18 protein-coding genes and 1 pseudogene are annotated in these 20,806 nt (G+C 72.4%); 3 read left to right on the top strand and 16 right to left on the bottom strand.

Annotated features, from left to right (window positions below):
• Positions 1 to 116: 116 nt before the first annotated feature.
• The 11 genes from KUM39_RS11685 to KUM39_RS11635 form a co-directional block, all read right to left on the bottom strand.
• Positions 117 to 3,134, bottom strand: coding sequence for an AfsR/SARP family transcriptional regulator (locus KUM39_RS11685; protein ID WP_217785480.1), 3,018 nt, complete (start codon positions 3,132 to 3,134; stop codon positions 117 to 119).
• Positions 3,135 to 3,307: 173 nt separating this feature from the next.
• Entirely contained in the window at positions 3,308 to 4,102 is a 795-nt protein-coding gene (locus KUM39_RS11680; RefSeq protein ID WP_217785479.1) for an AfsR/SARP family transcriptional regulator, read from the bottom strand.
• A 78-nt stretch (positions 4,103 to 4,180) separates the two neighbouring features.
• On the bottom strand, positions 4,181 to 5,047 hold the full coding sequence (locus KUM39_RS11675; protein ID WP_217785478.1) for a hypothetical protein: 867 nt from the start codon (positions 5,045 to 5,047) through the stop codon (positions 4,181 to 4,183).
• A gap of 302 nt (positions 5,048 to 5,349) precedes the next feature.
• Positions 5,350 to 7,299, bottom strand: coding sequence for an AMP-dependent synthetase/ligase (locus KUM39_RS11670; protein ID WP_217785477.1), 1,950 nt, complete (start codon positions 7,297 to 7,299; stop codon positions 5,350 to 5,352).
• Between the two features lie 171 nt (positions 7,300 to 7,470).
• Complete coding sequence (locus tag KUM39_RS11665; RefSeq protein ID WP_217785476.1) at positions 7,471 to 7,773, bottom strand: DUF4229 domain-containing protein; 303 nt, start codon at positions 7,771 to 7,773, stop codon at positions 7,471 to 7,473.
• Between the two features lie 91 nt (positions 7,774 to 7,864).
• The gene (locus tag KUM39_RS11660) at positions 7,865 to 8,389 is read right to left on the bottom strand and encodes a GNAT family N-acetyltransferase (protein WP_217785475.1); all 525 of its coding nucleotides are present in this window, start codon (positions 8,387 to 8,389) and stop codon (positions 7,865 to 7,867) included.
• Positions 8,390 to 8,542: 153 nt separating this feature from the next.
• Entirely contained in the window at positions 8,543 to 9,706 is a 1,164-nt protein-coding gene (gene mqnE / locus KUM39_RS11655) for an aminofutalosine synthase MqnE (RefSeq protein WP_217785474.1), read from the bottom strand.
• 61 nt (positions 9,707 to 9,767) lie between these two features.
• A complete protein-coding gene (locus tag KUM39_RS11650; RefSeq protein WP_217785473.1) occupies positions 9,768 to 10,223 on the bottom strand; it encodes an Lrp/AsnC family transcriptional regulator in 456 nt (151 codons plus the stop codon).
• Positions 10,224 to 10,317: 94 nt separating this feature from the next.
• Positions 10,318 to 11,004: a UbiX family flavin prenyltransferase gene (locus tag KUM39_RS11645; protein WP_217785472.1), complete on the bottom strand. Its 687-nt coding sequence runs from the start codon at positions 11,002 to 11,004 to the stop codon at positions 10,318 to 10,320.
• Between the two features lie 68 nt (positions 11,005 to 11,072).
• Entirely contained in the window at positions 11,073 to 11,972 is a 900-nt protein-coding gene (gene mqnP, locus KUM39_RS11640; RefSeq protein WP_217785471.1) for a menaquinone biosynthesis prenyltransferase MqnP, read from the bottom strand.
• 85 nt (positions 11,973 to 12,057) lie between these two features.
• Complete coding sequence (locus KUM39_RS11635; protein WP_217785470.1) at positions 12,058 to 13,515, bottom strand: menaquinone biosynthesis decarboxylase; 1,458 nt, start codon at positions 13,513 to 13,515, stop codon at positions 12,058 to 12,060.
• A 156-nt stretch (positions 13,516 to 13,671) separates the two neighbouring features.
• Between KUM39_RS11635 and KUM39_RS11630 the strand changes: the two are divergent.
• From KUM39_RS11630 to KUM39_RS11620, 3 genes and pseudogenes are all read left to right on the top strand, one after another.
• Positions 13,672 to 13,956, top strand: a pseudogene (locus KUM39_RS11630) (PLD nuclease N-terminal domain-containing protein); the annotation flags it as partial.
• Between the two features lie 19 nt (positions 13,957 to 13,975).
• On the top strand, positions 13,976 to 14,425 hold the full coding sequence (locus tag KUM39_RS11625) for a nucleoside deaminase (protein WP_217785468.1): 450 nt from the start codon (positions 13,976 to 13,978) through the stop codon (positions 14,423 to 14,425).
• A 215-nt stretch (positions 14,426 to 14,640) separates the two neighbouring features.
• The gene (locus KUM39_RS11620) at positions 14,641 to 16,035 is read left to right on the top strand and encodes a condensation domain-containing protein (protein WP_217785467.1); all 1,395 of its coding nucleotides are present in this window, start codon (positions 14,641 to 14,643) and stop codon (positions 16,033 to 16,035) included.
• 47 nt (positions 16,036 to 16,082) lie between these two features.
• Here KUM39_RS11620 and KUM39_RS11615 read toward each other — a convergent pair whose 3' ends face one another.
• The 5 genes from KUM39_RS11615 to KUM39_RS11595 are packed head-to-tail and all read right to left on the bottom strand — an operon-like array spanning position 16,083 to position 20,745.
• Positions 16,083 to 16,523 (bottom strand): SRPBCC family protein, encoded by a 441-nt coding sequence (locus KUM39_RS11615; protein ID WP_246619963.1) that lies wholly within the window; start codon positions 16,521 to 16,523, stop codon positions 16,083 to 16,085.
• A 25-nt stretch (positions 16,524 to 16,548) separates the two neighbouring features.
• The gene (gene ccsB, locus KUM39_RS11610) at positions 16,549 to 17,655 is read right to left on the bottom strand and encodes a c-type cytochrome biogenesis protein CcsB (RefSeq protein ID WP_217785466.1); all 1,107 of its coding nucleotides are present in this window, start codon (positions 17,653 to 17,655) and stop codon (positions 16,549 to 16,551) included.
• Positions 17,652 to 19,349 (bottom strand): cytochrome c biogenesis protein ResB, encoded by a 1,698-nt coding sequence (gene resB, locus KUM39_RS11605; RefSeq protein WP_217785465.1) that lies wholly within the window; start codon positions 19,347 to 19,349, stop codon positions 17,652 to 17,654. Before resB ends, ccsB begins: the two co-directional genes overlap by 4 nt.
• A 3-nt stretch (positions 19,350 to 19,352) precedes the next feature.
• Entirely contained in the window at positions 19,353 to 20,153 is an 801-nt protein-coding gene (locus tag KUM39_RS11600) for a cytochrome c biogenesis CcdA family protein (RefSeq protein ID WP_308288107.1), read from the bottom strand.
• A gap of 1 nt (position 20,154) precedes the next feature.
• On the bottom strand, positions 20,155 to 20,745 hold the full coding sequence (locus KUM39_RS11595) for a TlpA family protein disulfide reductase (protein WP_217785464.1): 591 nt from the start codon (positions 20,743 to 20,745) through the stop codon (positions 20,155 to 20,157).
• Positions 20,746 to 20,806: the final 61 nt, after the last annotated feature.

Below are 20,806 nucleotides of genomic sequence, written 5' to 3'. Positions count from 1 at the left end.
ACGGCACCGTCCGGGCACCCGCCCCGGCCGGTGCCGTCATCCGTACGACGGGAGGACGGCGCGAGGACGGCGCGAGGCGGCGGGCGCAGCTCGGGACGGAGATCCGCACCGGCGCGTCAGATGCGCCGTCCCTCCTCCGTCACGCCCATCGCGTCGTACAGGAGGTCCGCCGCGTGCTGGTGGTGGGCGGCGGTGGCGGGGTCGCCGAGGGCGAGGGACGCCTCGGCCATGCCGTGCAGGGCGCGGGCCCGCTCGAAGCGGTAGTCGAGCCGGGAGGCCAGCTCATGGGCCTGCCGGTGCAGTTCCAGGGCGCGGGCCGGGGAACCGCCGCGCAGATGGACCAGGCCCACCACGTTGACCACCGCCGACTGCCGCAGCACGGTGCCCTCGGCGGCGACGAGGTCCAGCGCGCGCTCGGCGTGCTCGGCGGCCGAACGGTTCTCCCCCAACCGCTGGCAGATCCGGGCCCAGTGGGCGAGCACGAAGGCCACGTTCCCCGGCTGCCGGGACTCGTCGCACAGTTCCAGGGCCTGGGCGAGACAGGCGCGGGCCCGTTCGTCCTCGCCGGTGCCGAGGTGGGCGAGGGCCAGATAGGTCAGGGAGTGGATCTCGTTGCCGCGTTCCCCGATGCGCCGGTTCAGCTCGGTGGCGAGGGCCGCGTGCCGGGCCGCCTCGGGATAGTGCCCGGACCATGCCTGCACGGTGCTGAGGTTGGCCAGCGCCTGGGCCTCCATGCGCAGCGAGCCCAGGTCCCGGTGGAGCAGGATGCCCTGCCCGAGGTACATCCGGGCCTGGTCGAAGTTGCCGAGCGCGCCGTGCAGCAGCCCGAGCACGTCGAGGCAGTTGGCCTCGGTGCGGCGGTCCCGCCCGGCGGCGACCTCCAGGCCCTCCTGGGCGGTGGTGATGCCGTCCTGGAAGTCGCCGAGCCACCAGTGGGCGACGGCCAGGTTGGAGAGGCTGAGGCTGAGCAGCGCGGGGTCGTCGAGCCGACGGCAGGCGTCCACGGCGATCCGGTTGACGACGCGGAACTCCTCGTAGTGGCCGCGCAGATGGAGGTAGAAGAGGACGTTGCGGGCGAGCAGGGCGGCGGTGCGGTGCAGGCCGAGCGCGCCCGCCTGGGCGAGTACGGCGAGCAGCGCCTCGTGCTCGCGGTCGAACCAGTTCAGTGTCTGTTCGTCGCCGGTGAGCCGGGGCAGTTCGGTGGCCTCCGGCTTGGGCGGCTCGTCGTAGCGGTTGCGGCCGGGGAACAGGGTGTCGCAGGCCAGGTCGGTGGCGAGCCGGTAGTACGTGGCGAGGTGTTCGACGGCCGTCCCCCGGTCGTCCTCCGCCTCGCGCACGCTCATCGCGTACGTCCGCACCAGATCGTGGAAGCCGTACAGCCCGGCCTCGTGCTGTTCCAGCAGGTGGGCGTCGAGCAGGTGCTCCAGGACGTCCTCGGCGTCGTGCGTGTCGGTGTCGAGCAGGGCGGCGGCGGAGTGCACGTCGATGGAGGCGCCGGGGTGCAGGCCGAGCAGCCGGAACGCGGTGCGCCGGTCGGCCTCCATGCCCTGGTACGACAGCCGGAGCGTGGCCTCGACGCTGCGTTCCCCGGCGCTCATCTCGCGCAGCCGCCGGGTCTCGTCGGCGAGCCGGTCCACCAGGTACCGCACGGTCCAGCGGGGTCTGTTGCGCAGCCGTGCGGTGGTGATGCGCAGGGCGAGCGGCAGCCCGCAGCAGAGCCGGGCGAGTTCGTCCACGGCACGGGGTTCGGCGGCGGTGCGGTCGGCGCCGAGCATCCGGGTCAGCAGGGTGGTGCTGTCGTCCGCGGAGAGCAGCCCGAGCGAATGCCATTCGGCGCCGTCGAGTTCGAGCATCCGCACCCGGCTGGTGACGACGGCGAGGCAGTCCTCGGAAGCGGGCAGCAACGGCCGGATCTGGGCGGCGTCGGCCGCGTTGTCGAGCAGGAGTAAGAGGCGCCGCTGCGCGGTGACCGTCCGCCACAGCGTCGTACGACGATCCAGGTCGTCCGGTATGCGATCGTCGGCGACGCCCACGGTGCGCAGCAGCGAGTGCAGGACGGCACCGGGTTCCTGGGCCTTCTCGCCGGGGCTGAACCCGCGCAGGTCCACGAAGAGCTGGCCGTCGGCGTAGTCGGCGGCGAGCTGGTGGGCGGCGTGCACGGCGAGCGCGGTCTTGCCGCTGCCGCCCATGCCGTCCACGCCGACGATCCGGGTGGTGCCCCCGGCCGGGGAACGGCCCACCTCCAGCAGGCGCCGCAGTTCCTCGTCGCGGCCGGTGAAGTCCGGCAGGTCGTAGGGCAGGGTGCAGGGCGCGGGTTCGGCGGCGGAGGGGCGGCCCGGCGGGGCGGGGACCAGCAGCGCCGCCCGGTCGGCGACGGACTGCGGGACGCGCGGGGCGACTTCGGGGCTGTCCCGCAGGATCGCCTCGTAGAGCCGGGTGAGTTCGGCACCGGGGTCGATGCCGAGTTCCTCGACGAGGAGTTCCCGGACCCGGCCGAACTCCTCCAGCGCCTCGGCCTGCCGACCGCCCCGGTACAGGGCGAGCATCAGCCGTCCGCGCAGCGTCTCGCGCAGCGGGTGGGCGGTGACCAGGGCGCGCAGCGGGCCGATCAGCTCGGTGGACTGGCCGAGTTCGAGCTGTAACTCGAAGAACTGCTCGGCGACGGCCATGTGCCGTTCCTCCAGCGCGGCGGAGGCGGCGGTGATCACCGAGCCCCCGGCACCGGCCATCACCGGGCCGCGCCACAGCTCCAGGCAGGCGCCCAGGTGCCCGGCGGCCTCCGCCAGGCGTCCGGCGGCGACGGCGAGCCGGGCCTCGGCCGCGCGGCGGGTGAACGTGTGCAGGTCGAGCTGGTCCTCGGTGAGGACCGCCCGGTATCCGGCGCCGTCGGTGAGGATCAGCGCGGAGCCGCCGGGTATGCGGGTGCGCAGCGCGGCGACGGCCTTGCGGATCTGGTGTCCGGCGGTCTGCGGGGGCTCGCCGTCCCAGGCGGCCTCGACCAGCCGGGGCACCGGGACCATCCGGCCGGGTTCGAGCAGCAGGGTGACCAGGACACGTTCCTGGGTGGGGCTGCCGAGCCTCAGCCGGTACTCGCCGTGCCAGCCCTCCAGAGAACCCAGGATGTTGAAGCGCACGACAGGCCGACCGGATGCCGCCGACTCCACGAACCCGTCCCCCCCGCCCCACCGCGTTGCCCAGCCCGAGATGTTCGGGAGGACAATCCTAGGGTCTCTCCGAACGGGCAGCGCTGAAAGGCGACTTCACGTTTCTTGTGGCGCGTCTCGGTCCAGCCAGAAGCTAACCATCTTCAGGCGAACTGCAGGAGAGAGGAACGCGCATCCCCGGCCAGCGCCGGGTCGTGGCAGAGGATCGCGCTCTCCACCTGGCGCAGCGCCGGGGACGGTTCGATGCCGAGTTCCTCGTCGAGCCGTCCGCGCATCCGCCGGAACACCCCGAGGGCGTCGGCCTGCCGTCCGGAACCGTACAGGGCGATCATGAACTGTTCGCAGAACCGTTCGCGCAGCGGGTGGTTGGTGTGCGCCTCGGCCAGTTCCGCGAGCAGCGCCGCGTGCCGTCCGGTGCGCAGCGCGGCGTCGAAGCGCAGCTCCATCGCCCGCATCCGGTGCTCCTCGTAGCGGGCGCCCGCCAGCTGGCACAGGGCGCCCGCGCTGAACCCGCCGAACACCGGGCCCTGCCAGAGCGCGAGAGCCTCCTCCAGCAGCCGTGCGGTGCGGTCCGCGTCGTGGGGCGCCGCCGCCTCCGCGATCCGCACGGTGCGCACGAACTCGACGGCGTCCAGCTCGCCCTCGGCCAGCAGCAGCCGGTATCCGGCGGGGTGGATGGTGACGCGGGGGCCGATCCGGCCGGGCTCCAGCGCGCGGAGCCTGCGGCGCAGCCGACTGACGTGCGCCTGGAGGGCGTTGGCCTGGTTGTCGGGGACGTACTCGCCCCACATCTCCTCCGCCAGCGCCTCCCCGGACACCGGTCGGCCCTCGCTGACCAGCAGGGTCTGCACCAGGGTGCGCTGGAGGTCCCCGCAGATCTCCGCCGGGCCGGTCGGCGTGCGGACCTGCAGGGCTCCGAGGATCGAGAACTTCAGCATGCTGACTCCGCCTCCCGCTTGACATCCGTGGCGTCGTCGAGCCCGTTCCGGCGACGGTGTCCACCGTGCGCCGGGCGGCTACCGGATCGTTCCCGATCCGCTACCGGCCGGGCGTGGTCCGTCGTCGCCGGTGCCGTCGCCGGTGACCAGGGCGGTGAGTTCGGCGATCCGCCCGGCCGCCGCCTCCGCGGTCTCCGCGCCGACGACGATGTGGCCGGGCCTCCCGTCGCCGGGCGCGGCGACGCACCGTACGTCCGGCAGGGCGGCCAGTTCGGCGGCGGACAGCCGCCAGACGCCGCCGAGCCGTACGGCGGCGGCGAAGCGGTGCGGGCGCACCGGATCGACCAGGCGGCCGGTGAGCACCTCGACGGCTCCGGCGGCGAGGTCGAACCCGCCTGCCACGCCGATGAGTTGGGGTACGGGGTCGTCCCCGATCCCGGCCCGGCAGCCGAGCACCACCGGGCCCCGGTCGGTGAGCGCGACGCGGGTGTGCGCGGGGCCGTACTGGTAGCCGGTGAGGTCGAGCAGCGCGGTGACCACGGCCCGTACCTCGGCGGCGGTGTCGTCGCTGAGCGGGGCGGGGTGCAGCAGGCCCCAGGGGGCGGTGGCGGTGATGCCGACCGCCTGGTGCATGCCGTGCACGCTGAGCGTCTCCACGGTCAGCCGGGGGTCGTCGGGCCCGGCCTCGGCCGCGCCGGGCGACAACCGGCTCATCCGGACCAGCCGGGTCACGGCGTCCTGGTCGGCCAGCACCCGCAGGGCGCGGGCCGGGTTGACGTGGAGACCCGCCTCGGCGGCTTCGGCGAGGGGGGCGCGCAGTGCCGACTCGTCCGTCGCGTCCACCCGTGCGGAGCGCACTTGTACGCCCGCGTGCGCGGCCTCGCGGACGAGGCGCTGGTCCGGGTTCAGCAGGAAGATCCGGCGAACGTCGTTGTGTTCTTTCATGCCTCTGCTCGTGGGGACGAAAGTCGGCGAGGTGGAAAGGGCAGGCTAGGAAGGGGCGTTACCGATCCGTTCCCGGTCGGTTCCCGAGACGGCGCGCGGCCGTCCGGAACCCTTCCTTCCGCCGTGCGGCCGTCTCTTCCGTGAACAGCGCTGTCCGCGGGGCACGTTACCTGTTCACCGGCCCGCCGGGCGGCCGGATCGCGGGCAACGGCGGGCAGCGGACGCCGGGTCGCGGCGGTACCGGGCGGCGCACGGGCGCACGGGGTGCCCGGACGGGCGTCCGCGCGGTCCCGGCCCGCGCCTCATCTCCGGTACAGGCCCTCGACCTCCGCGGCGAAGTCCCGCATCACGCGCTCGCGGCGCAGCTTCATCGACGGGGTGAGGTGCCCGGCCTCCTCGGTGAAGTCCCTGGGCAGCACGGCGAACCTGCGCACCGACTCGGGGCGGGAGACCAGCCGGTTGGCCTCGTCGAGCGCCCGCTGGAGCACGGCGGCCAGATCGGGGTCGTCCACCAGGAGTTCCGGGGGCACCGGGTGCTTGCCGTTCATCCGGCGCCAGTGGGTGACGCCGTCGGTGTCGAGGGTGATGAGGGCGGCGACGTAGGGGCGGCCGTCGCCGACCAGCATGCACTGGGAGATCAGCGGGTGCTGGCGCAGCCAGTTCTCCAGCGGTGCGGGCGCCACGGACTTGCCGCCCGCGGTGATCAGCAGCTCCTTCTTGCGGCCGGTGATGGTCAGATGGCCCTCGTCGTCGAGGGCGCCGAGGTCACCGGTGGCCAGCCAGCCGTCCTGGGTGGCGGGTACGACTCCGCCCGCGGCCGGGTCCCAGTAGCCGCGCAGCACATGCTCGCCGGAGACGAGGATCTCGCCGTCGGCGGCGATGCGGACCCGGACGCCGGGCAGCGGCCAGCCGACCGTGCCGAGCCGGGGACTGAGCGGCGGGGTGACCGTGGAGGCGGCCGTGGTCTCGGTCAGGCCGTAGCCCTCGAAGATCTGGATGCCCGCGCCCGCGTAGAACGCGGCGAGGCGGCGGCCGAGCGGGGAGCCGCCGGAGATGGCGTACTTGACCCTGCCGCCCATCGCGTTGCGGATGCGCCGGTAGACCAGCGGGTCGTACAGCGAGCGGGCGGCCTTCAGGGTGCGGGCGGGTCCGTCGCCGGTGCCGGTCTGCCGGGCCTCCAGCGCCTCGCCGTAGCGCACGGCGACCCCGGCGGCCCGGTCGAAGGTGGTGGCCCTGCCGCCCGACTCGGCCTTGGCGCGGGCCGAGTTGTACACCTTCTCCAGCATGTACGGGATGGTCAGCAGGCAGGTCGGCCGGAACGCGGCGAGGTCGGGCAGCAGTTCCTCGGGCTTGAGGCTGGGCGCGTGCCCGAGCCGGACCCGGGCGCGGACACAGGCGATGGCGACCATCCGCCCGAAGACGTGGGACATCGGCAGGAAGAGGAGGACCGACATCGCCTCGTCCGCCCCGGCCCGGAAGACCGGGTGCAGCAGTTCGATGGCGTTGTCCACCTCGGCGAAGAAGTTGCCGTGCGAGAGGGCGCAGCCCTTGGGGCGGCCGGTGGTGCCGGAGGTGTAGATCAGGGTGGCGAGGGTGTCCGGGCCGAGCATGCCCCGGCGCACGGCGACCTCGGCGTCCGGCACGTCGGCGCCCGCGTCGGCGAGCGAGTCCACCTGGCCGTGTTCCATCACCAGGATCCGGGTGAGGTCGGGCAGCCGGTCCAGTTCGGGGCCGAGGGCGGCGGCCTGTGCGGCGGTCTCGGTGAACAGGGCCACCGCGCCGGAGTCGTGGAGTATCCAGCGGGTCTGGAACGGCGAGGAGGTGGGGTAGATGGGCACGGTGACCAGACCGGCCGCCCAGGCGGCGAAATCCAGCAGCGTCCACTCGTAGACCGTGCGGGCCATCACGGCGATCCGGTCGCCCGGTCGCAGCCCCTCCGCGATCAGGCCCCTGGCGACGGCGTGCACCTGCGCGGCGAACTCGGCGGCGCTCACGTCGGTCCACCGGCCGCCGCCCAGCCGTCGGCTGAGGACGACCGCGCCGGGGTCGGCCGCCGCGTTGTCGAAGGGCAGATCGGCGAGCGAGCCGTGCCGGACCGACGGCGCGAACGGCGGTACGTACGCCTCGCGGACCGTGCCGTCCAGCCGCCGCAGTTCCGGTTCGACGAGCACCGGGCGGCCATCGTGGTCGGTGGCCGCGACGGGGCGGTCGGCGGGTGCCGGGACGTCGGCGGCGGGGTACGGCGTGGACACGGGCGGCTCCTGGGCGATCACCTGCGGCGGGGCGGCTCAGGTGGGGGGTTACCGCCGGTCAGGCTCGTGATCGTACGGCCCGGCTGTGGGGGGCCGGTGCGGGTTCCGGGAGGGTATCGGGCCGGGAGTGTGCAGCACCGGAATCCGGGGCAGGGCGGGCCGCGCCCGGGGTCAGGAGGAAGCCCGGCTCGGGGTCGGGGCGTTGTCCGTCTCGTCGTCCTCCTGGCTGCGGTTGGCCTCCAGGTTGGCCTTCATCCGGTCCACCCGGTCCACGATCCGCACCGAGGCCCGCTCGCGCTCGCGGCGCAGGACGACCCAGCTGATCGGCGCGGACAGGACCAGCGCGAGGAGCACCACCCAGAAGAAGTTGGAGGCGCCGAAGCCGCGCGGGAAGATGCCGGAGTAGACGGCTCCCCAGACGACGACGAGGCAGCCGGCGAAGACGCCGAGGCGCATCAGCGTGTAGCGGAGCATCTCAATCCACTCTTCCGATTCCAGTCAGGCACCGTCCAGTGAAGCACGGTTCGTCCCCGATCTTGCACGGGGGTCGGGCGGTGCCCGGCGCTCAGGTCAGCGGCAGCAGCATGATCACGTCGTCCCGGTCGTCACCGGCGGCCACCCGGATCGCGCCGGGCACCCGGCCGACCTCCTTGTAGCCGCAGGAGGCGTAGAACCGCTCCAGGCCGAGGCCGCCCCGGCAGGTGAGGCGGATCGCCTCGACGCCGTCGATGCCGCGCACCGCGTCGGCGGCGGCGGACATCAGGTCCCGGCCGTGCCCCCGCCCCTGGTGCCGGGGGTGGACCATCACCGTGTACAGCCACACCCAGTGGGTCATCAGCCGGTGGCTGTTGAAGGTGACGAACGCGGTCGCCGCGACCCGGCCCGCACTGTCGTGGCCGACGAGCAGCCGGGTGCGGCCGTCGGCCATCAGGGCGAGGTGGCGGACGAGTTCGGGGCGTATCGCCTCCCGGTCGGCGGGCGGCACGAACCCCACCGAGCCCCCGGCGTCGGTGACATCGGCCCACAGGTCGAGGATGCCGTCGCGCAGGGCCGGGGTGACATCGGGGTCCAGGGTGAACGTAAGAGCCATATCGCCATCGTAACCCTTACAGGTAACGGGCTTCCCGCGCTCCGGTGACGGATGCGCGAACGCCCCCCTCGGGGCTGCCGAGGGGGGCGTGACGTGCGCGGACGGACCGGGGGCGCCGGGCCGCGCGACCGGGGTGCGGCCGGGTGCCGGGCGTCAGACCCGCATCGGCTGCGGCGACTCGCGGCGCAGCGGGTCCGGGCCGTCGTACTCACGGATGATCTCGTAGCGGGTGTTCCGCTCGACCGGGCGGAACCCGGCGTCCCGGATCAGGTCAAGCAGATCCTCGCGGGTCAGCTTGTTCGGCGTGCCGTAGTTGTCCGCGTCGTGCGTGATCTTGTACTCGACGACCGAGCCGTCCATGTCGTCGGCGCCGTGCTGGAGGGCGAGCTGGGCGGTCTGCACGCCGTGCATGACCCAGAAGACCTTCACGTGCGGCACGTTGTCGAAGAGCAGCCGGGAGACGGCGAACGTCTTCAGCGCCTCGGCGCCGGTCGCCATCCGGGTGCGGGCCTGGAGGCGGTTGCGGACCTTGCCGTCCTTCATGTCCACGAAGTCGTGCTGGTAGCGCAGCGGGATGAAGACCTGGAAGCCGCCGGTCTCGTCCTGGAGTTCACGCAGCCTGAGCACGTGGTCCACCCGGTGGCGGGGCTCCTCGATGTGCCCGTACAGCATGGTGCACGGGGTCTTGAGGCCCTTCTCGTGCGCCAGGCGGTGGATGCGGGACCAGTCCTCCCAGTGGGTGCGGTGGTCCACGATGTGCTGCCGGACCTCCCAGTCGAAGATCTCCGCGCCGCCGCCGGTCAGCGACTCCAGGCCCGCGTCGATGAGTTCGTCCAGGATCTCCGAGGCGGACAGGCCCGAGATGGTCTCGAAGTGGTGGATCTCGGTGGCGGTGAACGCCTTCAGCGAGACCTCCGGCAGCGCGGCCTTCAACTCCCGCAGGGAACGCGGGTAGTAGCGCCACGGCAGGTTCGGGTGCAGGCCGTTGACGATGTGCAGCTCGGTCAGGCTGTCCGACTCCATCGCCTTGGCGAGCTTCACCGCCTCCTCGATGCGCATCGTGTACGCGTCCTTCTCGCCCGGCTTGCGCTGGAAGGAGCAGTAGGCGCAGGACGCCGTGCACACGTTGGTCATGTTGAGGTGCCGGTTGACGTTGAAGTGGACCACGTCACCGTTCTTGCGGGTCCGCACCTCGTGCGCGAGGCCGCCCAGCCAGGCCAGGTCGTCCGACGCGTACAGCGCGATGCCGTCCTCGCGGGTCAGCCGCTCGCCGGAGCGGACCTTCTCCTCCAGCTCGCGCTTGAGCCCGACGTCCATGCCCACACCTTTCGACGACAACCCGGTCACCCACGGTACTCCCTGCTCACAGCCCCGCCCGTCAGACCTCCTCGGGCAGCTCCCCGACCCGGTTCTCCCACTTGGTGGAGAGCACGATGGTGGTCCGGGTCCGGGAGACGCCCTTGGTGCCGGACAGCCGCCGGATCGTCCGCTCCAGCCCGTCCACGTCCCCGACCCGCACCTTCAGCATGTACGAGTCGTCGCCCGCGATGAACCAGCAGTCCTCGATCTCCGGGAGGTCCTTCAGCCGCTGCGCCACGTCCTCGTGGTCGGCGGCGTCGGAGAGCGAGATGCCGATCAGGGCCGTCACCCCGAGGCCGAGCGAGGCCGAGTCCACGGTCGCCCGGTACCCGGTGATGACCCCGGCGGCCTCCAGCCGGTTGATGCGGTCGGTGACGCTGGGTCCCGACAGGCCGACGAGGCGCCCCAGCTCCGCGTAGGAGGCCCGGCCGTTCTCCCTGAGGGCCTGGATGAGCTGCCTGTCCACCGCGTCCATGCGATCGAAGCCTTCCCCTGGAGTTGTCAGAAGTTCCCGAAGTGTTGAGAGGTACGGCGCCGACGGCGCGGTTCCCGCCGGGCGCCGAGCCGTACTACCCGGCGGCGGGACCGTCACCGGCGGCGCCGCCGAGTTCGCCGGTCCAGCGCCGGTACAGCCCGTGCCGTACGCCCGCCGCGTCCAGCACCCGCCCGGCGACGAAGTCCACAAGGTCCTGGATGTGGGTGGCGCCCGCGTAGAAGGCGGGCGAGGCGGGCACCACGCTCGCCCCGGCGTCGTCGAGCGCGACGAGGTGGCGCAGCGTCTGCCCGTTCAGCGGGGTCTCGCGGACGGCGACCACCAGCGGCCTGCGCTCCTTGAGGGTGACGCTCGCCGCCCGCTGGAGCAGGTCCTTGGAGAGCCCGAGCGCGACCCCGGCGACGCACGCCGTGGAGGCGGGCACGATCAGCATCCCGCGCGCCGGGTACGACCCGGAGGACGGCCCGGCCGCGAGGTCGCCCGCGTTCCAGTACCGCACGCGGGCGAGGTCCACGCGGAAGGTGTCCGGCTTGCCGTCGGCGCCGCGTGCCAGCCACTCCCCCAGGTCGGCACGCCAGTGCGCGTCCCGGAAGGAGATGCCCGTCTCGTCCAGCAGCGTCAGCCGGGAGGCCCGGCTGACCACCAGGTCCACGTCCTCACCGGCCGCGAGCAGCGCCCGCAGCACAGCCGCCGCGTACGGCGTCCCGGAAGCTCCGGACACCCCCACGATCCAAGGCGCGCGCTGCGATTCTCCTGCGTTCACACCTTGAGCGTACCGGCGTACGGCACATGCTCAGGCCGCGCCGTACGCCCGCCGGGGGGCGCCGGGGCTCAGAAGCGGAGCCCCCGGACGATCAGGTCGATCAGCGCGCAGACGAACAGGCTGATCCCGAGGAACCCGTTGACGCTGAAGAACGCCCTGTTCAGACGGGACAGGTCGTGCGGGCGGACGATGCGGTGCTCGTAGACGAACGCACCGGCGACGATCACCAGACCCAGCCAGAAGAAGGCGCCCGCGTGGGTGGCCAGGCCGTACCAGACGAAGAGCCCGGTGGTGACCGCGTGGCAGGCGCGGGCGCCCCGGATGGCGGCCGGGATGCCGAAGCGGGCCGGGACCGAGCGGACGCCGATCTCCCGGTCGGTCTCCACGTCCTGGCACGCGTAGATCAGGTCGAAGCCGCCGATCCAGATGCCGACCGCGAGCCCGAGAATCACCGCGTCCCACGACCAGGTCCCGGAGATGGCGAGCCAGCCCCCGATGGGGCCCATCGCCTGGGCCAGCCCCAGGATGGCCTGCGGGAAGTTGGTGAACCGCTTGCCGTACGGATAGACCACCATCGGGATCACCGCGACCGGCGCCAGCGCCAGGCAGAGCGGGTTCAGCAGCGCGGCGGCGCCCAGGAAGACGGCCAGCGCGATCAGCGCGCCGGTCCACGCGTGCCGTACCGACATCGCGCCGGTGACCAGCTCGCGCCGCGCGGTGCGCGGGTTACGGGCGTCGATCTCGCGGTCGATGATCCGGTTCACGGCCATCGCGAAGGTGCGCAGACCGACCATGCAGACGGTGACCAGCAGCAGCCGGACCCAGTGGACGCTCCGGTCCCACTCGTACATCGCGGTCAGCGCGGCGATGTAGGCGAAGGGCAGCGCGAAGACCGAGTGCTCGATCATCACCAGGCGCAGGAACGCCTTGGTGCGGCCCGGCTGCGGGAGGGCGGCGGCGGTGCTCACAGTCCGTACTCCGGATCAACCCCGCGCGTGCGGGGAAACCCCGGCTCCGCGCTGTCCTTCACCCGCATCCGCATGGTCGCACCCCTCACAGCCCGTACTCCTTCCAGCGCTTGCTGACCCGTTCGGCCGTGGCCGGGTCGGAGAGGACCATCTCCGGCCAGCCGCCGTCACGGGTGTACCCCTCCTCGGGGAGTTTGCGGGTGGCGTCGATGCCCGCCTTGCCGCCCCAGAACTGCTGGTAGGAGGCGTGGTCGAGATGATCGACGGGTCCTTCGACGACGGTGAGGTCACGGCCGTAGTCGGTGTTGCCCAGCGCCCGCCAGGCGACCTCGTGCAGGTCGTGCACATCGCAGTCGGCGTCCACGACGACGATGAGCTTCGTCAGGGACATCATGTGCGCGCCCCAGATCGCGTGCATGACCTTCTGCGCGTGCTTGGGGTACTTCTTGTCGATCGAGACGATCGCGCAGTTGTGGAAGCCGCCCGCCTCGGGGAGGTGGTAGTCCACGATGTCCGGGACGATGATCTTCAGCAGCGGCAGGAAGAACCGTTCCGTGGCCCGGCCCAGCGGCCCGTCCTCGGTGGGCGGGCGCCCGACCACGATGGACTGGAGCAGCGGACGCCGCCGCATGGTCACGCAGTCGATGGTGAGCGCGGGGAACGGTTCCTGCGGGGTGTAGAAACCGGTGTGGTCCCCGAACGGGCCCTCCGGCAGCGTCTCCCCGGGCTCCAGCCACCCCTCCAGCACCACCTCGGCGTTCGCGGGCACCTGGAGCGGGACGGTCTTGCAGTCCACCATCTCGATCCGCCTGCCCGCGACGAACCCGGCGAACAGATACTCGTCGATGTCGCCGGGGAGCGGGGCGGTGGAGGCGTAGGTGACGGCGGGCGGGCAGCCGAAGGCGATGGCGACCGGCAGCCGCTCGCCCCGGCGGGCGGCCACCTGGTAGTGGTTGCGGCTGTCCTTGTGGATCTGCCAGTGCATCCCGATGGTCCGCCTGTCGTGCCGCTGGAGGCGGTACAGCCCGAGGTTGCGGACACCGGACTCGGGGTCCTTGGTGTGGGTCAGCCCGAGGTTGAAGAAGGAGCCGCCGTCCTGCGGCCAGGTGAACAGCGCGGGCAGCCGGTCGAGGTCCACGTCGTCGCCGCGCAGCACGACCTCCTGCACGGGCGCGCTCTCCGCCTTCACCTTCTTCGGCGGTACGTGCGCCATCGCGCCGAGCTTCCCGAACGCCTCGCGCACGCCCACGAAGCCGTGCGGCAGCTCCGGGCGCAGCAGCCCGCCGATCTTCTCCGAGATCTCCGCGTACGAGGTCAGCCCCAGTGCCTTCAGCAGCCGCCGGTCGGTGCCGAACACGTTCATGGCCAGCGGCATCGCCGAGCCCTTCACGTTCTCGAACAGCAGCGCCGGTCCGCCCGCCTTCTGCACCCGGTCCACGATCTCCCCGACCTCCAGGTACGGGTCCACCTCGGCCTTGATGCGCTTGAGGTCGCCCTCGCGCTCCAGCGCCCTGAGCAGAGAGCGAAGATCGTCGTAAGCCATGCCTCCAGTATCGGCCACCCGGCCCGGAGCTCGGGCCACCGGGTCACCGGGGCGCGGGGCGGGGCACCGCCGGGGCACACGATCGGGCCCGGCGCGGGGCGCCACCCGATAGCCTGGCCGCCCCAGCCGCCCAGCTCTCCGGGAGTCCACTCGGTCATGCTCAGGTATCTCCCCCTCCTCCTGGTCCTGGCCCTGTGGATCTACGCCTTCGTGGACTGCCTGAACACCCCGGCGCACGAGGTGCGCCATCTGCCGAAGGTGGTGTGGGTGATCGTGATCCTGCTGTTCGGGGAGGTGCTGGTCGGGCCGGTGGCGTGGCTGATCGCGGGGAAGAGGCGGAGCCCGGCGAGCGGCACGTCGCCCTTCGCGCCCCGGCGCCGCACGGCGGGCTGGGTGGCGCCGGACGACAATCCGGAGTTCCTGCGGTCGTTGAAGAAGGACGAGGACTGAGGGGGAAGTGATGGACGAGGCCCAGGCACGTACCCTCCTGCCCGTCGCCCTCGCCGAAGCGCGCGCCGGGCTCGCCGAGGGCGGCATCCCGATCGGCGCCGCGCTCTACGGCCCCGACGGCACCCTCCTCGGCCGGGGCCACAACCGCCGTGTCCAGGACGGTGACCCCTCCCTGCACGCGGAGACGGCCGCCTTCCGCGCCGCCGGTCGCCTGCGCGCCTACCGGGGTACGACGATGGTCACCACCCTCTCCCCCTGCTGGTACTGCAGCGGCCTCGTCCGCCAGTTCGGCATCTCCCGCGTCGTCATCGGCGAGGCGACCACCTTCCGGGGCGGCCACGACTGGCTCGCGGAACACGGTGTGGAGATCGTCCTGCTGGACGACCGGGAGTGCGTCTCGCTGATGCGCGACTTCGTCACCGCCCACCCGGCCCTGTGGAACGAGGACATCGGCGCGTAGGCGCCCCGACCGGGAAGCCGCGCGACGAGCCGCGGCGGGCCCGCGCCCGGGGACGACCCCGCGCCAGAACCTGACCCGCCGTAATTCACTTCCCCGTTCGCCCCACCACACGTTCCGCTGAAATGCGCCCAAGACGCATGTCCCGCTCACGCTGAACGGCATTGCCTTGCAGGAGAGGCCCGCAAAAGAAGGACCTCTTCGGTGATCGGAGACCCGTGCGAATCAGTGACATCCAGCGGTGCGGAATGCGACCGGGACGACTCGTGGAGTGGACGCTGAGCCCGGCCACGGTCGAGCGGGCGCACGGCCTGCCGGAGGACACCCGCCCACCGGCCTACATCCAGGAGTCGCACATCCGGACGGCCCGGGCCGTCCGCGAGGGCGGCCTGTTCGTGCCGACGTGGCTGGGTACGGTCTTCGACCTGCCCGGCCCGGTCGATCTGGACGTGCTGCAACGGGCCCTGCTGGAGTGGACGGTGCGCCACGAGACGCTGCGCAGCGGCTTCCGCTGGGCGGGCGAGGAGCTGCGCAGGTTCACGCTGGACGCGGAGGACGTGTCGCTGCGCCGGGAGGAGGCGGGCGAGTTCACCGACCCGGAGACGCTGACCGCGTACCTCCAGGACCGTTTCGACACCGTGGCGGACGCGCTGCGCTGGCCGAACCTGATCTACACGGCGGTGGTCCGGGACGACTCGGTCACCGTGTGCATGGGCTTCGACCACAGCAACGTGGACGCGTACTCCCTGCACGGCATCCCCGCCGAGATCACGGAGCTGTACACGGCGGGCGTGGAGGGGCGCGGCGCGGTGGTGCGCACCCCGGCGGCGAGCTACATCGACTTCTGCGAGCTGGAGCGCGCGGACGCGGACCGCGCCGACGACGGGCACCAAGTGGTCGCCCGCTGGCGGGAGTTCATCCGCCGCTGCGGCGGCACCCTGCCCTCGTTCCCGGTGGACCTGGGACTGGACCCGGCGGGCGGCGGCCCGCTGCCCCCGCAGCGGATGATCTGCGAGCCCCTGGTGGACGCGGACACGGCCGCCGCGTTCGAGACGTACTGCAGGGCGTACGGCGGCAGCCTGGTCGGGCTGCTGGCGGCGACCGGGCTGGTCGTGCACGAGCTGGGCGGGCAGTCGGTGTACCGGACGGTCGTGCCGTTCCACACCCGGATGAAGACGCGGTGGACGGAGGCGGTGGGCTGGTTCGTGGGCGGGGCGCCGATCGAGGTGCCGGTGGCGGGGACCCCGGACCTGCCGAGCGCGCTGCGCGCGGTGCGCGCCGAGCTCCAGGCCGCCCGCCCGCTGGCCCGGATGCCGATCGCCCGCGTGCTGTCCCTGCTCGGCGCCGACTTCGCGCCCACCTCGCCGGACCTGTACTCGATCGTGTCGTACGTGGACGCGCGCGGGGTCCCCGGTGCCGCCGACTGGGCCGCGCAGCGCGCGCACGCCCTGCTGCGGGTGTCGTACGGCGACCAGGTGTGCGTGTGGGTGACCCGGCTGAACGACGGCCTCTGGCTGGCCAGCCGCTACCCGGACACCGACGTGGCCGCGAAGAACATGCGGCTCTACGTGGAGCGGCTGCGGGACCTGATGACGGCGACGGCGGCCGGGTAGCGCACCCGGCGGGGCGGGGACGGGCGGGGCCGGGGAGACCGGAGCCGCTACGGCCGTTCGAGTACGGCGACGAGGTCCTCGAAGCGGATGCGCCAGGCGGCCTCGGTGCCGCCGCCCTCGCCCCGGAACTCGTGGGTGAAGCGGAGCACGCTGCCGGTGTCGCCGTCGCGTTCCAGGTGGAAGCGGAGCTTTCCGGCGCGGTCGTCGTCGAGGGTGTACTCGGCGACGCGGTCCACGTCCCAGGCGGTGACCCGCCCCGAGCCGAGACCGCGCAGCGCGATCAGGCCGTCGAGGCGGGGTTCGAGGACGTCCACGGCGGCGAACCACTCCCCGAGCCCCTCGGCGGTGGACACCGCCGCCCAGACCTCCTCCATGCGGCGGGGCAGCCGCACCAGGAAGTGCAGCAGGTGCGCGCTGCCGGGCGCGTCCCCGTCCCCGCCGCCGCCCGCCCGGTTCTCCCGACCGAAGTGCTCGATGGCTCCGCTCATGGGCCCAGTGTCCCAAAGGCGGGGTTCAGACGCCCGCGTACGAGTGCTTGCCGGTGACGAAGATGTTGACGCCGTAGTAGTTGAACAGCCAGCAGGCGAAGGCGAGCATCGCCAGGTAGGCGGCCTTGCGGCCCTTCCACCCGGCGGTGGCGCGGGCGTGCAGGTAGCAGGCGTAGGCGACCCAGGTGATGAAGGACCAGGTCTCCTTGGGGTCCCAGTTCCAGTACCGGCCCCACGCGTCGCCCGCCCAGATGGCGCCCGCGATGATCGTGAACGTCCACAGCGGGAAGACGGCCGCGTTGACCCGGTAGGCGAACTTGTCCAGCGAGGCGGAGGCGGGCAGCCGCTCCAGCACGGAGGTGGCGAAGGTGCCGGGCTTGCCGCCCGCCTGGAGCTTCGCCTCGTAGGAGTCCTTGAAGAGGTACAGGATCGTGGCGACCGCGCCGACGTAGAAGACCGCGCCGCAGAAGATCGCGGTGGAGACGTGGATGTACAGCCAGTACGAGTGCAGGGCCGGGACGAGCTGGTCGCTGGCGGTGTAGAGCACGGTGACCGCGAGGCCGAGGTCGAGCAGCACGGTGGTGACCAGGAACAGGCCGAGCCAGCGGACGTTCTTCTTCAGGGCCAGCAGCGTGAGGTACACGGCGACGGCGACCGTGGAGAAGGTGATGTTGAACTCGTACATGTTGCCCCAGGGGGCGCGCTGCACGGAGGCCGCGCGGGCGGCGACACCGGCCAGCTCCACCAGGAACGCCAGCACGGTGAGGGAGACCGCGACCCGGCCGAACAGGTCGCCCTGCACGTCGCCGCCGTGGGCGCCGGGGCCGTCCGGGACGTCCCGCGCACCGGCCGCCGCGCGGACCACGACCTGCGGGCGCTCCAGCACGGTGGTCGAGCCGCCCTGCTGGACGGTGACAGCGGGCGCGCCCTTGGCCGCCGGACGGCTGCCGCCCGCGGTGAGCGCGGCGGCGGTGCGGGCGACCTTGCTGCGGCTGCCGAACAGCCACTCCAGGATGTGGGCGAAGAAGGCCAGCGTGTAGACGGCCATCGACGAGTAGATCAGCGTGTTGCTGATGTTCGCCAGGTGCTCGTTGGTCGCGGCGGCGAGATCGGTTGCGGCGGCGAGAGTCACTTCTCAGCCCCTTCGGCGGGTACGGCGCGGGTGGTGGGGTCGGGTTCGGCGGGGGCGCCGGGGGCCTGTTCGTAGAGGCGGGCGGCGAGGTCGCCCAGTTCTTCCGGGACCTTCGCGGACTCGCTGCGGCCGAGCCCGGCCATCTCCACGACGGTGACGCCGTCCGGGCCGGTGACCGCCCGCACCCAGACGCGGCGGCGCTGGATGAACAGCGAGGCGGCGAGCCCGAGGATGGCGACGACGGCCCCGCCGAGCGCCCAGCCGCTGCCCGGCTCCTGGACGATCTCGAAGCCGGCCCACTGCTTGATGTCCTTGTCGAAGGTGAGCGATCCGGCGCCGTCGGGCAGCGTCAGGGTGTCACCGGGCCGCAGCAGCTTCTTCAGCTGCTGGCCCTTGGCGTCCTTGAACTGCTTCATCCGCGAGGTGTCCAGCTGGTACACGCTCTGCGGGCGGCCGGAGTTGACACCCAGGTCGCCGTGGTAGGCGTTCACCGCGAGCAGCGGGTTCACCAGCGCGGGGAACTGGGACAGCATGGTCCCGGCCCGGGGGTCGAAGGTGGGCACGAAGAACGCCTGGAAGCCGAGCTGGTCGGCCTTGCCCCGCGCGTCGCGGTAGCCGTCCATCACCTTGACGACACCGTTGGAGGTGACGTTCCCGTCCAGCGGGAGCAGGGGTACGGCGTCGTGGTAGACGACCTTGCCGCTGCCGTCGCGGACGGTGACGACCGGGGCGTACCCGTGGCTCACCAGGTAGACCTTGGAGTCGCCGATGCGCAGCGGCTCGTTGACCTTGACGGTGGTCGCCTTCTCCTTGCCGTACGCGCCCACCCTGTACGTGATCTTCGCCTCGTAGGTGCGCGGGGTGCCCCGGTTGGGGCCGCTGGTCTCGTAGGTGCCGGTGAACTTCTTCAGGTCGAAGCTGAACGGCACCAGGTCCTGGGTCTGGAAGAGGCTCCCGGACTTGAAGTCGTCGTACATCGGCAGGGCGTTGGCGAAGCCGTCGCCCTCGACCATCAGTTTGTTGCCGTCGGACTTGTAGAGCTGCCCGGAGGCGAAGGCGACGAGCAGCACGATCAGGGCGATGTGGAAGGCGAGGTTGCCCACCTCGCGCAGATAGCCCTTCTCGGCGGCGACGGCGTCCCCGGCGGGGTGCGCGCGGAAGCGGCGCCTCTTCAGCAGCGCGAGCGCGGCCTCGCGGACCTGCTCGGGGTCGGCGGTGGTGCGCCAGGTGGTGTGCGCGGGCAGCCGGTCGAGGCGCCTGGGGGCACCGGGCGGACGGCCGCGCAGCTGGCCGACGAACTGCCAGGTGCGCGGGACGATGCAGCCGATGAGGGAGACGAACAGCAGGATGTAGATCGCGGAGAACCACACCGAGCTGTAGACGTGGAACAGGCCGAGCCGGTCGTAGAGGGGCGCGAGGGTGGTGTGCGCCTTGCGGAAGTCGGCGACCTTGTTGATGTCGGCGCCGGTCTGCGGGATGAGCGAGCCGGGGATCGCGCCGAGCGAGAGCAGCAGCAGGAGCAGCAGCGCGACCCGCATCGAGGTGAGCTGCCGCCAGAACCAGCGCGCCCAGCCGATGACGCCCAGGCCGGGCGGCGCGGACGCGCTCTCCTCCAGCGGGGCGGTGGAGAGCTGGGAGCCCGCGGCGCTCAGTTCCTCCGGTTCCCGGCTCGTGTCGGTTTCGGTGTCGCTCATTGATCAGATCCCCACAGTGAAGCCGGCGGACCAGCCCTGGACGTACCCCACGAGACTGTCCCACGCGCCGGTGAGAAGCAGGACGCCGGTCACGATCATCATGGTGCCGCCGAGCCGCATGACCCAGACGTAGTGCCGCTTGACCCAGCCGAACGCGCCGAGCGCCTTGCGGAAGGCGACGGCGGTGAGGACGAACGGGATGCCGAGGCCCGCGCAGTAGGCGACGGTCAGCAGCGCGCCCCGCCCGGCGCTGGCCTGGGTGGAGGACAGTGCGACGACCGAGCCGAGGGTCGGGCCGATGCAGGGCGTCCAGCCGATGCCGAACAGCGCGCCGAGCAGCGGCGCGCCGACGAGCCCGGCGGTCGGGCGGCGGTGGAACCGGAACTCGCGCTGGGTGAGCCGGGGCAGCAGGCCCATGAAGAAGAGCCCCAGCGCGATCATCAGGACGCCGAGCACCTTGCTCAGGGTGTCCCGGTGGCCGAGCAGCGTCGAGCCGAAGAAGCCGAAGAGGGCGCCGCCGGAGACGAACACGGCGGTGAACCCGAGGACGAACAGGGCGGCGCCGAGCGCCATCCGGCCCCGGCGGGCCTCGGCCAGGTCGGTACCGGCGACCCCGGTGACGTAGGAGAGGTAGCCGGGGACGAGCGGCAGCACGCAGGGCGAGAAGAAGGAGACGAGCCCGCCGAGCACGGCGACCGGCAGGGCGAGCAGCAGGGCGCCGCTGAGCACGGTCTGGTTGGTGCCGGTGGCGGCGAGCGTGAGGGGGACGTGCTGGGCCGCCGCGAGCGTCAGGGTGGCGCTCACGTCACTTCCCCGCGAGGACGGGCTTGATCATGTCCGTCAGCGTGGTCGCGTCCAGCTGTTCCAGGGCGCGTGCGGCGATCCTGCCGTGCTGGTCGAGGATGAGCGTGGACGGCACGAACTGCGGGTTCAGCGTGCCCTTGCCGAAGCGGAGCATCAGTCTGCCGGTCGGGTCGTACAGGCTCGGGTAGCCGACGCCGCGTTCCTTCTCGAAGGCGATGGCCTGCGTGGTGTTGGCGTCGCGGGTGTTGACGCCGACGAACTGGACGCCCTTGCCGTCGTACGCCTTGGCCACCTTGGCGAAGGCGCCCGCCTCCGCGCGGCACGGGCCGCACCAGGAGCCCCAGAAGTTGAGGACGACGACCTGGCCCTTGAAGTCGGCGACGTTCAGCGGCTTGCCGTCGAGGGTCTTGCCGGAGAGGTCGGGGGCGGCCGTGCGCTTGCCCGCGGCGACGGTGGCGATACCGCCGTTGCCGGTGACGAAGTTGGTGTTGCCGCCCCCGCCGGAGGTGCCGCCGTTGCCGCACGCGGACAGGGTCAGGGCCGCCGCGGCGGCCACGGCACCGAGCAGGGCGGCACGGCTACGGGTACTCATGTGAAAAGTTTCGCATGGCTGTTCCGGGGATCTCCCCCGCCCCCCTGCCGGGCGGAAATCC

Source organism: Streptomyces corallincola (assembly GCF_019104725.1).
GTDB classification, from domain to species: domain Bacteria; phylum Actinomycetota; class Actinomycetes; order Streptomycetales; family Streptomycetaceae; genus Streptomyces; species Streptomyces corallincola.
This window is presented reverse-complemented; position numbering and strand designations above follow the sequence as displayed.

Bases quoted from the DNA above. Each gene is read 5' to 3' on its own strand.
- KUM39_RS11680 (WP_217785479.1), bottom strand. From the start codon at position 4,102: ATGCTGAAGTTCTCGATCCTCGGAGCCCTGCAGGTCCGCACGCCGACC.
- KUM39_RS11595 (WP_217785464.1), bottom strand. From the start codon at position 20,745: ATGAGTACCCGTAGCCGTGCCGCCCTGCTCGGTGCCGTGGCCGCCGCG.
- KUM39_RS11650 (WP_217785473.1), bottom strand. From the start codon at position 10,223: ATGGACGCGGTGGACAGGCAGCTCATCCAGGCCCTCAGGGAGAACGGC.
- KUM39_RS11660 (WP_217785475.1), bottom strand. From the start codon at position 8,389: ATGGCTCTTACGTTCACCCTGGACCCCGATGTCACCCCGGCCCTGCGC.
- KUM39_RS11665 (WP_217785476.1), bottom strand. From the start codon at position 7,773: ATGCTCCGCTACACGCTGATGCGCCTCGGCGTCTTCGCCGGCTGCCTC.
- KUM39_RS11615 (WP_246619963.1), bottom strand. From the start codon at position 16,523: ATGAGCGGAGCCATCGAGCACTTCGGTCGGGAGAACCGGGCGGGCGGC.
- KUM39_RS11675 (WP_217785478.1), bottom strand. From the start codon at position 5,047: ATGAAAGAACACAACGACGTTCGCCGGATCTTCCTGCTGAACCCGGAC.
- KUM39_RS11625 (WP_217785468.1), top strand. From the start codon at position 13,976: ATGGACGAGGCCCAGGCACGTACCCTCCTGCCCGTCGCCCTCGCCGAA.
- resB (WP_217785465.1), bottom strand. From the start codon at position 19,349: ATGAGCGACACCGAAACCGACACGAGCCGGGAACCGGAGGAACTGAGC.
- mqnE (WP_217785474.1), bottom strand. From the start codon at position 9,706: ATGGACGTCGGGCTCAAGCGCGAGCTGGAGGAGAAGGTCCGCTCCGGC.
- KUM39_RS11635 (WP_217785470.1), bottom strand. From the start codon at position 13,515: ATGGCTTACGACGATCTTCGCTCTCTGCTCAGGGCGCTGGAGCGCGAG.